The sequence below is a fragment of the Klebsiella sp. WP8-S18-ESBL-06 genome, from assembly GCF_014169755.1.
GTDB lineage: Bacteria > Pseudomonadota > Gammaproteobacteria > Enterobacterales > Enterobacteriaceae > Kluyvera > Kluyvera ascorbata_B.
On record NZ_AP022256.1, the window covers coordinates 292,967 to 307,360 of the forward strand.

At 55.4% G+C, this 14,394-nt stretch carries 11 protein-coding genes and 2 pseudogenes; 7 read left to right on the forward strand and 6 right to left on the reverse strand.

Translation table 11 applies throughout. The features are described from left to right. The first annotated feature begins 132 nt into the window (after positions 1-132). The 3 genes from hmsP (at position 133) to H7R76_RS01385 (ending at position 5,298) form a co-directional block, all read left to right on the forward strand. On the forward strand, positions 133-2,142 hold the full coding sequence (gene hmsP / locus H7R76_RS01375; RefSeq protein ID WP_182934575.1) for a biofilm formation regulator HmsP: 2,010 nt from the start codon (positions 133-135) through the stop codon (positions 2,140-2,142). A 151-nt stretch (positions 2,143-2,293) separates the two neighbouring features. After that, the gene (locus H7R76_RS01380) at positions 2,294-3,580 is read left to right on the forward strand and encodes a dicarboxylate/amino acid:cation symporter (protein ID WP_106925034.1); all 1,287 of its coding nucleotides are present in this window, start codon (positions 2,294-2,296) and stop codon (positions 3,578-3,580) included. Positions 3,581-3,807: 227 nt separating this feature from the next. Beyond that, positions 3,808-5,298: a M16 family metallopeptidase gene (locus H7R76_RS01385; RefSeq protein WP_106925035.1), complete on the forward strand. Its 1,491-nt coding sequence runs from the start codon at positions 3,808-3,810 to the stop codon at positions 5,296-5,298. A 131-nt stretch (positions 5,299-5,429) separates the two neighbouring features. On the opposite strand, the gene kdgK is transcribed toward H7R76_RS01385, so the two are convergent. Beyond that, entirely contained in the window at positions 5,430-6,359 is a 930-nt protein-coding gene (gene kdgK, locus H7R76_RS01390) for a 2-dehydro-3-deoxygluconokinase (RefSeq protein ID WP_106925036.1), read from the reverse strand. A gap of 227 nt (positions 6,360-6,586) precedes the next feature. Here kdgK and pdeH point away from each other — a divergent pair, with 227 nt between their 5' ends. Next, positions 6,587-7,360: a cyclic-guanylate-specific phosphodiesterase gene (gene pdeH / locus H7R76_RS01395; protein ID WP_182966810.1), complete on the forward strand. Its 774-nt coding sequence runs from the start codon at positions 6,587-6,589 to the stop codon at positions 7,358-7,360. A gap of 37 nt (positions 7,361-7,397) precedes the next feature. Here the strand turns inward: pdeH and H7R76_RS01400 are convergent, their stop codons facing one another. From H7R76_RS01400 to H7R76_RS01410, 3 genes and pseudogenes are all read right to left on the reverse strand, one after another. Beyond that, positions 7,398-8,720, reverse strand: coding sequence for an MFS transporter (locus H7R76_RS01400; RefSeq protein WP_106925038.1), 1,323 nt, complete (start codon positions 8,718-8,720; stop codon positions 7,398-7,400). Between the two features lie 257 nt (positions 8,721-8,977). Then, positions 8,978-9,925: pseudogene (yhjD, locus tag H7R76_RS01405) on the reverse strand (inner membrane protein YhjD); the annotation flags it as partial. 185 nt (positions 9,926-10,110) lie between these two features. Then, complete coding sequence (locus H7R76_RS01410; protein WP_106925039.1) at positions 10,111-11,010, reverse strand: LysR family transcriptional regulator; 900 nt, start codon at positions 11,008-11,010, stop codon at positions 10,111-10,113. Positions 11,011-11,129: 119 nt separating this feature from the next. On the opposite strand from H7R76_RS01410, the gene H7R76_RS01415 reads away from it, so the two are divergent. After that, positions 11,130-11,888, forward strand: a complete 759-nt coding sequence (locus tag H7R76_RS01415) for an SDR family NAD(P)-dependent oxidoreductase (protein ID WP_182966812.1) — start codon at positions 11,130-11,132, stop codon at positions 11,886-11,888. A 348-nt stretch (positions 11,889-12,236) separates the two neighbouring features. Continuing rightward, positions 12,237-12,338: pseudogene (locus H7R76_RS25210) on the forward strand (DNA-binding response regulator); the annotation flags it as partial. A 100-nt stretch (positions 12,339-12,438) separates the two neighbouring features. Here the strand turns inward: H7R76_RS25210 and H7R76_RS01420 are convergent. Next, positions 12,439-13,419: an IS5-like element ISKpn26 family transposase gene (locus H7R76_RS01420; RefSeq protein ID WP_068815383.1), complete on the reverse strand. Its 981-nt coding sequence runs from the start codon at positions 13,417-13,419 to the stop codon at positions 12,439-12,441. A gap of 53 nt (positions 13,420-13,472) precedes the next feature. Here H7R76_RS01420 and H7R76_RS01425 point away from each other — a divergent pair, with 53 nt between their 5' ends. Further along, on the forward strand, positions 13,473-13,943 hold the full coding sequence (locus tag H7R76_RS01425) for a response regulator transcription factor (RefSeq protein WP_227673938.1): 471 nt from the start codon (positions 13,473-13,475) through the stop codon (positions 13,941-13,943). Here the strand turns inward: H7R76_RS01425 and H7R76_RS01430 are convergent. After that, on the reverse strand, positions 13,920-14,363 hold the full coding sequence (locus H7R76_RS01430) for a lysozyme (RefSeq protein ID WP_106925042.1): 444 nt from the start codon (positions 14,361-14,363) through the stop codon (positions 13,920-13,922). The genes H7R76_RS01425 and H7R76_RS01430 overlap by 24 nt on opposite strands. Positions 14,364-14,394: the final 31 nt, after the last annotated feature.

Genomic DNA, 14,394 nt, shown 5'->3' on the forward strand with positions numbered 1-14,394 from the left:
TTAGGTATTCGTCTTATATAACCCGGCATCACGCCGGGTTATAATTATTGCGCCGGAGTCCATTTTGACTTTGGCGCCAGCCTCGTTATTCTCAATGCCTGAGCAATACGTTCGTACCTGTGGAGAGCTCTTTTGCGCGTCAGCCGTTCACTTACTATAAAACAAATGGCCATGGTAGCTGTGGTTACCATGTTGTTTTTATTTATCTTTTGCTTCATTTTACTGTTCCACTTTGTGCAGCAGGATCGCTATAACACGGCCACGCAGTTAGAGAGTATCGCGCGCTCCGTACGCCAGCCCCTGTCGGCTGCCATTCTTAAGGCTGATATTCCCGAAGCCGAAGCCATTCTTGGCCGTATTCAGCCGTCGGGTATTGTCAGCCGGGCGGATGTCGTCCTGCCCAACCAGTTTCAGGCGCTGCGCATGAGCTTTATTCCGGAGCGTCCCGTGCCGGTGAACATCACGCGAATTTTCGAGCTGCCGGTGCAGATTTCGCTGCCGCTCTATTCGCTGGAACGCCCGGCAAATCCGCAGCCCTTGGCGTATCTGGTGCTTCAGGCTGACTCCTGGCGCATGTATAAGTTTGTGATGAGCGCCCTGGCAACGATAGTGACTGCTTACTTCCTTTTAGTTCTGATCCTCACCGTTGCGCTGACCTGGTGCATCAACAGGCTGATCGTCAGGCCGCTGCGCAGCATTGCCTATGAAATTCACGATTTGCCGGGGGCCGATCGTATCGGGCACCAGCTCGCGCTGCCGCGCCTGCACCATGACGATGAGATCGGTACGCTGGTACGCAGCTATAACCGCAACCAGCAGGCGCTGTTGCGCCAGTATGACGAGCTGAGCAGTCAGTCAACGCGATTCCCGATCTCGGATCTGCCGAATAAAGCCTTCTTGCTGGGGCTGCTGGAGCAGAGTCTGGCACGCAAATCACCGGTTGCGCTGCTGGCCATCGCCTGCGAAACGTTGCAGGACACCGCTGGCGTGTTGAAAGAGGCGCAGCGCGAGATGCTGCTGCTGACGCTGGCTGAGAAAATTAAGCAGGTGATCACCCCACGTATGGTGTTGGCACAGGTCAGCGGCTACGATTTTGCGATTCTGGCCTACGGCATCAAAGAACCGTGGCATGCAATTACGTTAGGTCAGCAAGTGCTCACTACCATAAATGAACGGTTGCCGCTGCAGGGCATTCAGCTACGCCCGAGCGCCAGCATTGGTATTGCCATGTACAACGACGGCCTGACGGCGGAGCAACTCTATCGCCGCTCGCTTTCCGCCGCCTTTACCGCGCGGCGCAAGGGGAAGAATCAGATTGAATTCTTCGACCCGGAACAGATGGCCAATGCGCAGAAACGGCTCACCGAAGAGAGCGATATTCTGACGGCGCTCGATAACCAGCGGTTTTCTCTCTGGCTTCAGCCGCAGGTTGAAACGGCCACCGGTAAAGTCTGTAGCGCCGAGGTGCTGCTGCGCCAGCGCCAGCCGGACGGCAGCTGGGCGCTGCCGAACGATTTGATTGATAGCATTGAATCCTGCGGGCTGATGGTTACCGTTGGTCACTGGGTGCTGGAAGAAGCCTGTCGTCAGCTGGCGGTATGGCAATCGCGCGGGATTATGCTGCCGCTGTCGGTGAATATTTCTGCTTTGCAGCTGCTGCATCACGATATGGTGTCCGACATGCTGGCGCTGCTTAACCGCTACCGCATCGCGCCGGGCACTCTGGTACTGGAAGTGACCGAGAGCCGCCGCATTGACGATCCGAAAGCAGCGGTCGCTATTCTGCGTCCGTTACGCAATGCCGGAGTACGCATTGCGTTGGATGATTTCGGCATGGGTTATGCCGGGCTGCGTCAGCTCCAGCATATGAAGTCGGTTCCGGTCGACATCCTGAAAATTGATAAAATCTTTATTGATACGCTGCCGGAGGACGCCAGCATGGTCGCGGCCATCATCCAGCTGGGGCGCAGCCTTAACCTGAGAATGGTTGCTGAAGGCGTTGAAAACGAAGAACAATATGCCTGGCTGCGTGCCGCAGATGTCGATGTCCTACAGGGATTCTTATTTGCCCGCGCGGTGCCGATGGAGGTGTTTGAGCAGGATTATCTGGGCCAGGAGAAATCACTGCTGCCGAGCGACTGAAGATTGTGATTGTGCGTGTCAGCTCAAAGATTTAACAATTAAGTATCAAATAAACGTACAAATATTTCGATTATGTTTCTTGGATGTTATTTTGTGCGCACAGGCGAAAATAAACCCTACTTTTCCTGTGTCTATAGCTTAAGGACATCCTATGAAAACCTCTTTCTTCAAAAGCCTCTATTTCCAGGTGCTGACCGCGATAGTGATCGGTGTGCTGCTCGGTCACTACTACCCGGAAATTGGCGCGCAAATGAAACCGCTCGGCGATGCCTTCGTCAAACTGATTAAAATGATTATCGCGCCGGTTATCTTTTGTACCGTGGTGACCGGGATCGCTGGCATGGAAAGCATGAAGGCGGTGGGCCGTACCGGTGCGGTGGCGCTGCTGTATTTTGAAGTGGTCAGTACTATTGCCCTGATTATTGGCCTGGTGATTGTTAACGTGATTCAGCCCGGCGCAGGCATGAATGTTGATCCGTCGACGTTGGATGCAAAAGCGGTGGCAATGTACGCGGAACAGGCGAAAGATCAGGGAATTATCGCTTTCCTGATGGACGTTATCCCGTCAAGCGTCATCGGCGCGTTTGCCAGCGGTAACATCCTGCAGGTGCTGCTGTTCGCGGTGATGTTTGGTTTTGCGCTGCACCGTCTGGGCAATAAAGGTCAGCTGATTTTCAACGTGATTGAAAGCTTCTCACAGGTGATCTTCGGCATTATCAACATGATTATGCGCCTTGCGCCGATTGGTGCCTTCGGCGCCATGGCCTTCACCATCGGGAAGTACGGGGTGGGTACGCTGGTGCAACTGGGGCAGCTGATTATCTGTTTCTACATCACCTGTATCCTGTTTGTGGTCGTGGTACTGGGCTCTATTGCCCGGGCGACGGGCTTCAGCATTTTCAAATTTATCCGCTACATCAAAGAAGAGCTGCTGATTGTGCTGGGGACCTCGTCTTCGGAATCGGCGCTGCCGCGTATGCTTGATAAAATGGAGAAGCTGGGCTGCCGCAAGTCGGTGGTGGGGCTGGTTATTCCAACCGGCTATTCGTTTAACCTCGATGGCACTTCGATTTATCTGACGATGGCGGCGGTGTTTATCGCCCAGGCGACCAACAGCCACATGGATATCTTCCACCAGGTGACGCTGCTGGTGGTGCTGCTGTTGTCTTCAAAAGGCGCGGCGGGTGTTACCGGCAGCGGCTTTATCGTGCTGGCGGCCACCATTTCGGCGGTAGGGCATTTGCCGGTGGCGGGTCTGGCGCTGATTCTGGGGATTGACCGCTTTATGTCTGAAGCGCGTGCGCTGACCAACCTGATTGGTAACGGCGTGGCGACCATCGTCGTTGCCAAGCGCGTGAAGCAGCTTGATGCGAAACAGATGGACGACGTGCTCAATAACCGTCCGACCGCGAACAAATCGCACGAATTATCCTCTTAATCCCTCCTGTTACGCCCGTACTCCCTTGCTGGAGTGCGGGCTCCTGCGCATAATTAGGCGGCGTCATTGATTGGCCGTGATAGCCTGGGGCTGTCGCGCATTTTATTTTTATCAGCCATGTGACGTTTTCGCGATCGTGTGGTCTAACTGACGTATTTACTTCATTATTTTAGGCAATCGCCGCGTGCGGTTGCCTTTGTAACCAGGAACGTTCATCAGGGGTTCACATGCAGGGCACAAAAATTCGACTTTTAGCCGGTGGTTTGCTGATGATGGCAGCAGCCAGCTATGTGCAGGCAGAAACGCTCCAGCCGGACCCGGCCTGGCAACAAGGTACGCTGCCTAACGGCTTCCAGTGGCAGGTTCTGGCCACGCCGCAGCGCCCGAGTGACCGTGTCGAAATCCGGCTCTCGGTTGATATTGGCTCGCTTAATGAAAGCGCGCAGCAAATTGGCTACAGCCACCTTATTCCTCGTATCGCGCTGACGCAAAGCGGCGGTTTGCCAACCATGCAGGCGCGTTCTCTGTGGCAGCAGAGCATTGACCCAAAGCGCCCGCTGCCGCCGGCGATTGTTTCGTATGATTACACCCGTTTTAACCTGAGCTTGCCTAACAGCCGCAGCGACCTGCAAAAAGAGGCGCTGAACTGGCTGTCCAGTTCGCTGGGTAAGCTCGAGATCGACCAGAAAACCGTCAGCTACGCGCTGGGCGTGCAGGATATGGTGGCAACCTGGCCGCAGGATACCAAAGAAGGCTGGTGGCGCTATCGCCTGAAAGGCTCCACCATGCTGGGGCACGATCCGGCTGAGCCGCTGAAAATGCCGGTGGATGCCAAACAGGTCGCGGAGTTTTACCAGAAATGGTACACCCCGGACGCGATGACGCTGATCGTGGTGGGTAACGTCGACAGCCGTGCAACCATCGAGCAAATCAGCAAAGCCTTCGGCGGGCTGAAGGGCAAACGCGAAACGCCGGCGGCCGTGCCGACGCTGTCACCGCTGCGCCCGGAAGCGGTCAGCATTATGACCAATGCCGTGCGCCAGGACCGTCTCTCGATTATGTGGGATGCGCCGTGGCAACCGATTCGTGAGTCGGCAGCGCTGCTGCGCTACTGGCGCGCAGACCTGGCCCGCGAGGCGCTGTTCTGGCACGTTCAGCAGAAGCTGAGCCGCACTAACATGAAGGATATCGGCCTCGGCTTTGACTGCCGCGTGCTGTACCTGCGTGCGCAGTGCGGTATTAATCTCGATTCTCCGGGTGAAAAACTGGAAGGCAATCTGGGGCTGGTGGCGCGCGAGCTGGCTGAGGTCCGTGAGAACGGCCTGCCGGAAGATGAGTTTGATGCGCTGGTGGCGCAGAAAAAGCTGGAGCTGCAAAAGCTGTTTACGACCTACGCGCGTATGGATACCGACGTGCTGATTAGCCAGCGTATGCGTTCGCTGCAAAATCAGGTGGTGGATATCGCGCCGGAGCAGTACCAGAAGCTGCGTCAGAGCTTCCTTGACTCGCTGACGCTGGAGATGCTGAATCAGGATCTTCGCCAGCAGCTGTCGCAGGATATGGCGCTGATTTTACAGCAGCCGACGGGTGAGCCCGAGTTCAATATGAAGGATCTACAGAGCACCTGGAACAAGATCATGCTGGCCACCAAACCGGAAGGCGGGGCGGTGACGGAGGATAGCCACCTGGATGTGACGGATATTCCGCCGGCGCAGTGAGCACGCGGTATCCCCTCACCCTAACCCTCTCCCCAAAGGGGAGAGGGAACCGAGCGTGCAAATTCCTGGCACTCCCTCCAGACGAAAAAAAACCTCTCCCAACCGGAAGAGGTTTTTTTATACCCGAAACCTTAAGCAGGCATCGCGTCGCGTGGAATAATCGCTCCGCGGTGCTGGATCACGGTACTCGCCGTCAGGTGACCGCGTTTTGCCGCCGCAGCGGCATCGCCGCCGGTCAGACGCACGGACAGGTAGCCCGCACTGAAGGAGTCGCCAGCGGCGGTGGTGTCGACGACTTTCTCTTTCGGCAGCTTAACTGCCGGAACATCGACCAGCGCTTCGCCCTTGATGGCGACCAGGCATGAATCTGCACCGCGTTTCACGACGACTTCACTCACCCCAGCGGCGTGCGTGCGGGCAATCACTTCTTCAACCGGCTTCTCGCCCCACAGCGCGTCTTCGTCGTCGAGGGTCAGGAAAGCGATATCGGTGCATTGCAGCATCTGCTGGTAAACCTGCTGGGTCTCTTCTTTGCTAGCCCACAGACGCGGACGGTAGTTGTTGTCGAAGATAACCTTACCGCCGTTGGCGCGGCACTGTTTCAACAGCGCCAGCAGCTTGTCACGGCTGGACGGGCTGAGGATCGCCAGGCTGATGCCGCTCAGATACAGGTAGTCAAAGTTCGCCAGCTGCTCGCAGATAGCGGCAGACTGCTCGCTCTCCAGCCAGAATTTGGCGGCTGCTTCGTTACGCCAGTAGTAGAAGGTGCGCTCGCCGGTGTCATCGGTCTCGATGTAGTACAGGCCCGGCATACGGTCATTCATGCGTTGAATCAGGTCAGTTTTAACGTTTTCTGCCTGCCAGGCGTCCATCATCTGCTGGCTGAAAGTGTCGGTACCCAGCGCGGTGACGTAGCTGACGCTGAGTTCTGCAGGGGAGACCTGACGCGCAATATAGACGGACGTATTTAAGGTGTCGCCGCCAAAGCCGCGGTTAACTTGTGCGCCCTTCTCGGACAGTTCAATCATGCATTCGCCAATCACGGCAATTTTTTTAGACATAGTCATCAACCTGATTCGGTAAATTTTTCGTAGTGTGCGCTGTGGCTAATCGGTGGTCAACTATATTAAAACAACGTTCCATTATTTTTTTTGAGCTAGCGCGTATTACGACGTATTTGTCATCGTCTACGAAAAATAAAATGGCGACATTGAACATAAAGTTCTCAATCGGCACGCCGATAACCTAAACACCAGACCCTCTGACCCTCTATTCACAGGAAGCTTAAATGACGTTAAAGCAGGTGAGCCAGCGGGCGAGAGTTCCTGATGCGGAGCGAGAAAACCTCGAGCAGCTGCGTTATTGGCAAGAGTGTGAGCGCGTCTATACCTACCAGCCTATCTACACCACCCAAGGCCGCCTGATGGCGATCGAAGTGCTAACGATAGTGACCCATCCCTCTCAACCGCAAAAGCGTATTGCCCCGGATCGTTACTTTGCCGCCGTCTCTATCGGCCAGCGGATCCACGTCATCAAAGAACAGGTGGCGATGCTGGCAAAAAAGAAACACTTTTTTGTGCAGAACAAGGTGCTGGCGTCGGTTAACGTCGACGCGCCGACGCTGTTGGAAATGCGGCAGGACAGGATCCTGAGAACGATGATTGAAACGCTGCCGTGGCTGCGTTTTGAGCTGGTTGAACATATGCCGCTGCCGCAGGACTCAACGGTTGCGTCGCTGTGCGAATTCGGCCCGCTGTGGCTGGATGACTTTGGTACCGGGATGGCGAACTTCTCGGCGCTCAATGAGGTGCGCTACGACTATATCAAGGTGGCGCGCGATCTGTTCATCATGCTGCGCAAAACCCCGGAAGGTCGCAAGTTGTTTATCCTGCTGCTGGAGCTGATGAACCGCTACTGCGAAGGCGTTATCGTTGAAGGCGTTGAAACACTGGAGGAGTGGCGAGAAGTTCAGCAATCGCCGGCGCATGCGGCACAGGGCTATTTTCTGTCCCGGCCGGTGCCGATGTCGACACTGGACACGCTGATGATTGATTTAGGATGACGCTGGCCCACGCCGTCGTAGGCCAGCGGAGAGGTGCTTACAGGGATTCGTGACGCGTTTCGTGCGTCAACAGCAGTGCGATTAAGGTCAGTGCCGCCATGGCGGCCAGATACACACCCACGTAGAACAATCCGTAGTTGCTTTGCAGCCAGGCCGCGATATACGGTGCCACGGATGCGCCCAGAATAGACGACACGTTGTAGGAGAAGGAGGCTCCGGTATAACGGACTTCTGTCGGGAACAGCTCCGGCAGCAGCGCCCCCATAGGACCAAAGGTCAGACCCATCAGGCTCAAGCCCACCAGCAGATACAGCATAATCAGCGCCGGATTACCGGAGCCCAGCAGCGGCTGGAAGAGGCACAGGGCAAAGAGGATGATCAGGCTGGTGATGACGATCATGCTTGGGCGACGGCCAAATCGGTCCGCCAGCAAGCCTGCAATCGGCACCATCACGCCAAAACCAATCACCGCCAGCATCAGCATCCACAGAACTTCGTTACGCGGCAGCCCCAGACCGTTCGGTGCGGCAGCCGTACTGTAGGTCATTGAATAGACGGTCATAATATAGAACAGCGTATAGGTCGCCAGCATGATGAAGGTGCCGAGTACGGTCACGCGGACATGTTTGCTGAGCAGCGTGCCCATCGGCACTTTGACCTGTTTCCCGGCGGCGGCCACTTTGGCAAACACCGGCGTTTCGTGCAGCGATACGCGTACGTAAAGGCCGATGAGCACCAGCACCGCAGAGAAGATAAACGGCACGCGCCAGCCCCAGGACATGAACTGCTCGTCGGTCAGCAGCCATGAAAGCAGCAGGAAGGTCCCGTTGGCGAAGAAGAAGCCGATTGGCGCACCCAGTTGAGGGAATGAGCCGTATAGTGCGCGCTTACGCGCCGGGGCATTTTCGGTGGCCAGCAGCGCCGCGCCGCCCCATTCACCGCCCAGCCCCAGGCCCTGACCAAAACGCGCCAGCGCCAGCAGTACCGGTGCCAGGATGCCGATGGTTTCATAACTCGGCAGCAGGCCGATCGCCACGGTTGAAATGCCCATGGTCAGCAGCGAGGCAACCAGCGTGACTTTACGCCCCACGCGATCGCCGAAATGGCCGAATAGCGCGGAGCCAATAGGGCGAGCGACGAAGGCGATAGCGAACGTTGCCAGCGATTGCAGCGTTGCCGCCGTCGGATCGCCCTGCGGGAAGAAGATATGGGGGAATACGATTACCGCTGCGGTAGCGTAGATATAGAAGTCGAAGAACTCAATGGCAGTGCCGATGAGTGAAGCGACGACGACCTTATTACGCGAGTTAACCGGTACGGTGGCCTGTTCGTTGTCGAGTGTTGTGCTGGTCATAGTGATTTCTAATATTTATAGCGAACGAAAGGCCATATTAGACATAGCAAAAGCGACATTTCAATCTGTAACAGGATTGTAAAATGGCGTATAACGGGCGAAAAAGTGGATAATTTTTATACCGGGAATTTAGCATCCATGAAATGCTTCACATTTTTTATAACTTGGATGATAAAACTGGTTTTTGGTTAAATAAAAGTTACTAACTGGATTTATATGCTAAAACGAAGCGCTGGACTGAAATTTTCAGCCCAGCGGCGCCGTTAACGCTGGGGTTTTCCCGGCATGCGCGGGTCGTCTTTGTATTCGGCGGTGGCAATCCATGCGGCGCAGAATAAGGTCAGGCGGGCGAAGAAGTAGAAGAAGGCCATCAGCCCCAGTACCGAGCCAAACGCCGCGCCGGAGGGGGATTTCACCAGCGTCGGCAGCGTCCAGGTCATGATGATTTTAATCACCTCAAAGCCGATGGCGGCGATAAAGGTGCCGCGAAGCAGTGCTTTTTTTCGCGGCCGATGGCGCGGCAGACGCCAGAAAATCCAGAAGAACAGCAGGTAGTTGGCGAAAATAGAGATGGCCAGGCCAATCAGTCGCCAGGCAGGCTTAAGCCACTCGATGCTGTCGAGATACAGCGCAGAGATAATCATCTGCTGGGCGGATCCGGCGACGGAGGTAATCGACAGCGTGACGATCAGCGCAATCAGCAGACCAATCAGCGAAATAAAGTCGCGCACGTATTTAAGCCAAATCGCTTCCTGATCCTGCGGCGTACGCTCCCAGACGTCGCGCGACTGCGCGCGGATAGCTTCGCGCAGGTTGCCCATCCAGTTAATGCCCGAATAAAGGGCAATGCCCAGCCCGACCAGCCCGACGGTTGTGCGCTGCTGTACGGCGGTGTTGATCGTGCTTTTTAACGTAGCCGCCATCGTCGGATCGCTCACGTTGTTGAGGATCTTATCGAAGATATCCTGCAACAGCGTCGGGTGCGAGGCGAGGATAAAACCGGCAGCGGCAAACGACACCATCAGAATCGGAATCATCGATAGGAACGAGAAGTAGGTGATTGCCGCGCCAAACTGGTTGCCCATGCGGTCATTAAAGCGTTCGGCGGCGCGGAGCAGGTGGGCGATAACCGGGTTGCGCTGAACTTTTTGCGCCGTGCTGGTGACGGTATCCAGCGCTTTGCTGGCCTTTTGCTGTAGACGTTTGTCGTTGTTTTCCGACGTCATCAGGAAGAATGTCCTTTTTATTGCGTTTACTTAAGTATAGAGGGTTCCCCGACGTCAGTGCGTGCACGGCTCGTTCGGCTCGCCTGGTGGCGCTTCGCTTATCATGCCTACGCTGGCGCATTACGGGGTTGTAGACCGGATAAGGCGTTTACGCCGCCATCCGGAAAAGCTCAATCAACATAGTCTCGCAGCACCTCGGTTAACCATTCCATTAACAGATGTACCCGGCGCGACAAATTGCGGCGGTGCGGGTAGAGCAGCGATACGGGCATTGGCTCTGCCCGATACTGCGGCAGTATCTCGATCAGCTTACCGCCGTGCAGCGCCTCGCGTACGCCGACGCGCGGTACCTGGATAATCCCCAGCCCCGCCAGGCAGGCGGCATGATAGGTCTCGGTGCTGTTCACCGTCAGTACGCCGCCGGTTTTGACCCACTGGCTGCCGTTATCTCTTGCCACTTCAAAGCCCTGCGGCCGCACGCCGAGATTTACCGCATAGTGTACCAGCGCATGGCTACTGAGATCTTCCAGTGATTCAGGATACCCGAAGCGGGCAAGGTACGACGGGCTGGCGCAGTTAATGACGGTGAGTTTTCCCAGCGGGCGGGCGATAAGCCCGGAGTCTTTCAGCGCTCCGACGCGCACCACGCAGTCAAAACCTTCACGGATGACATCCACCAGGCGATCGCTGCTGCTGAGCTCCAGCTCAATGCCCGGATAGTGCTGTAAAAAATCTGGCAGCCGGGGGATGACGACGTTGCGCGCAATGGCAACCGGCATATCCACCCGCAGACGTCCGCTAACGCTGCTGGGGTCGGTCTGGAACAGGCTGTCCAGCTCCTCCAGGTTGCTCAACAGATCTTTGGCGCGCTCAAAGTAGACCATACCGTCCTGGGTCAGCAGCACGCGCCGGGTGGTGCGGTGCAGCAGGCGGCTGCCCAGATGGTTTTCCAGCGCCTGAATCTGCCGCGATACGCTACCTTTAGGAAGGCCCAGGGTCTCTGCCGCGCGTGAAAAACTCTCCAGCTCTGCCACGCGGATGAACAGCTGCATTGCGTGAATTTTATCCATCAGGATGACCTATTGTTGTCGTAATTGAGACAGTGAAGCGCAATTTTGGGCATTTATTGTTTTTTTATCACCTAATAAGCTTGTTCTCAACGTACACACCACCTGAAATGAGGTTTCCTATGAACCAGCGTATTGCGATTGTGACCGGCGGCAGCCGCGGATTGGGAAAAAATGCGGTGCTGAAGCTCGCCGCACAGGGCACGGATATTATTTTTACCTACCACAGCCAGCGCGATGCTGCGCTACAGGTCGTCGCTGAAGTGGAGCAAATGGGCGCGAAAGCGGCGGCATTACAGCTGAACGTCAGCGATACCGCAGACTTTTCTCGCTTTGCCCAACAGGTTAAAGAACAGCTCCGGCAGGTATGGGGACGCGAGACGTTTGATTATTTAGTGAACAACGCCGGTATCGGCCTGTACGCCCCGTTTGCCGAGACGTCGGAAGCCATGTTTGATGAGTTGATGAACATCCACTTTAAGGGGCCGTTTTTCCTGACTCAGCAGCTGCTACCGCTGATGGCCGACGGTGGGCGAATTCTTAACGTTTCGACCGGCCTGGCGCGCTTTGCTCTGCCGGGGTATGCGGCCTATGCGTCGATGAAAGGGGCGATGGAGGTACTGACCCGCTATCAGGCGAAAGAGTTGGGCGCGCGCGGAATCTCGGTGAACAGTATCGCGCCGGGCGCGATTGAAACCGACTTCGGCGGCGGGCGTCTGCGTGATAACGAAGAACTCAACAAATACGTCGCCTCGCAAACGGCGCTGGGACGCGCCGGTTTGCCGGATGATATTGGTGGTGCAATTGCCGCGCTGTTGAGCGATAACCTACGCTGGATGACCGCGCAGCGGATTGAAGTTTCGGGCGGCATGTTCCTGTAAACGGTCACAGGCCCTGTTATCGGGCTAGCTGAACGAATTGTGCTGAAATAAGTCTGAAACCGGATTTATTTCAGCCTCCGGCTTTTATTTGCCCGGCTACTCGCTATATTCCTCAAAATTAATATTCATTCCTTGCCCTTGCCTTAATCTTTTCCTTAATTCAGATGTAATGAGCTATATGAATGTATGCTTGCAAAGCAAGGGTTGTAAGCATTCATAATCGTAATGTTTAGATTACTCAATATCTACGTAGAATGCCCCAGGCCAAACGGCGAGTTCTTATTTTATACCGCGAGGATTACTCTTTCGGCCAATAAGACGCGTTGATTTTTCTATGGGGAAAGCGTTATGCAGGTAGTCATGTTTGACAGGCAGTCAATATTTATTCATGGAATGAAAGTTAGGGAAGGTGCGAATAAGCAGGTCATTTCTTCCCAAGCTGACTCGCTGATTAAAATTTCGCGGATCTGGGCCGATTTTTTTCCCGCAAACAATCGAATCAGCCTATTTAGGCTATTTTTTCCACCATTTCTGGCGTTATTTCCGGTTTTTACTGAGATCTCTCCCACTGACGTATCATTTGGTCCACCCGAAACAGGTTGGCCAGGGTGAATAACATCGCCAGTTGGTTATCGTTTTTCAGCAGCCCCTTGTATCTGGCTTTCACGAAGCCGAACTGCCGCTTGATGATGCGAAACGGGTGCTCCACCTTGGCACGGATGCTGGCTTTCATGTATTCGATGTTGATGGCCGTTTTGTTCTTGCGCGGATGCTGCTTCAAGGTTTTTACCCTGCCGGGACGCTCGGCGATCAGCCAGTCCACATCCACCTCGGCCAGCTCCTCGCGCTGTGGCGCTCCTTGGTAGCCGGCATCGGCTGAGACAAATTGCTCCTCTCCATGAAGCAGATTACCCAGCTGATTGAGGTCATGCTCGTTGGCCGCGGTGGTGACTAGGCTGTGGGTCAGGCCACTCTTGGCATCGACACCAATGTGGGCCTTCATGCCAAAGTGCCACTGATTGCCTTTCTTGGTCTGATGCATCTCCGGATCGCGTTGCTGCTCTTTGTTCTTGGTAGAGCTGGGTGCCTCAATGATGGTGGCATCCACCAAAGTGCCTTGGGTCATCATGACGCCTGCTTCGGCCAGCCAGCGATTGATGGTCTTGAACAATTGACGGGCCAGTTGATGCTGCTCGAGCAGGTGGCGGAAATTCATGATGGTGGTGCGATCCGGCAGGGCGCTATCCAGGGATAATCGGGCAAACAGGCGCATGGAGGCGATTTCGTACAGGGCATCTTCCATGGCACCGTCGCTCAGGTTGTACCAATGCTGCATGCAGTGAATACGCAGCATGGTCTCCAGCGGATAGGGCCGTCGGCCATTGCCCGCCTTGGGATAAAACGGCTCGATGACAGCGGTCATATTCTGCCATGGCAGAATATGCTCCATGCGGGAGAGGAAAATCTCTTTTCGGGTCTGACGGCGCTTAGTGCTGAATTCACTATCGGCGAAGGTGAGTTGATGGCTCATGATGTCCCTCTGGGATGCGCTCCGGATGAATATGATGATCTCATATCAGGAACTTGTTCGCACCTTCCCAAGATTTCTGTCAGTGGCTGTTAAAAGAGAAGTTCCAGCAGTTTCCGGAATCGAAAGGCATCATCATTGTTAATGAATACCGCCAGGCATGGCTCAGCAATATGCTGGCGTTGAATGTGCAGGCTATTATTCCGCGCGACGCCAGCGTGGAAGTGTTTGTGCAGACGATAAAAAGCGTGCTGCGCGGCTTAATTTGCCTGCCGGGCGACTGGCAGGTGAATGAAGAACAAACCCGGCAGGGGCTATATCATTTAAGCCAGCGCCAGCGGGAAATATTAATTTTGCTGGCGAACGGTGAAACCAATAAACAGATTAGCCGAACCCTGAATATCAGCGCCGGTACGGTAAAAGCGCATCTTGAGTCGCTATACCGCCGGCTGGATGTGAAAAACCGCACCCAGGCGGCGATGATGCTCAACCATTGTCAGGATTTACCACCGGGCTGTCTGGAATAACACAGCTTCAGCCTGGCGCTGTACAGCCAGGCTGGTTTTCCGCTCGCCTTCTTGCTGCCAGGCTACCCGCGCCGCGTGAAAATCCCGTCGCTGGATAGCCTGTACGATGGCCGAACGCACGATGCCTTCTGGCCCGAGGCTGAAGGCCAGCGACAGCAGCGCATCGAACTGATGCTGCGCCAGCGGCGCGTCGATGCACTGGCAAAGCCGCTGCCGATAGGCTTCCACATCCTGCAGGAACAGCGCTTCGGCCTGCGAGCAGGTTAAGCGTGTGTCGAAACGCTCCTGGTCGCGAATAAGATGCCCGTAGCCGATCAGCCACATCCCTTCCGCGTCCCGATACTTTTCCAGCGAAAGCCCCTGAAAGCGCTTAATCAATGCCAGCCCCTGTGCGCTGGGCGTGGTGATGCCTGTGAACATGAAGCCCTCTCTTCTGGTGAAGAAAGGAGTG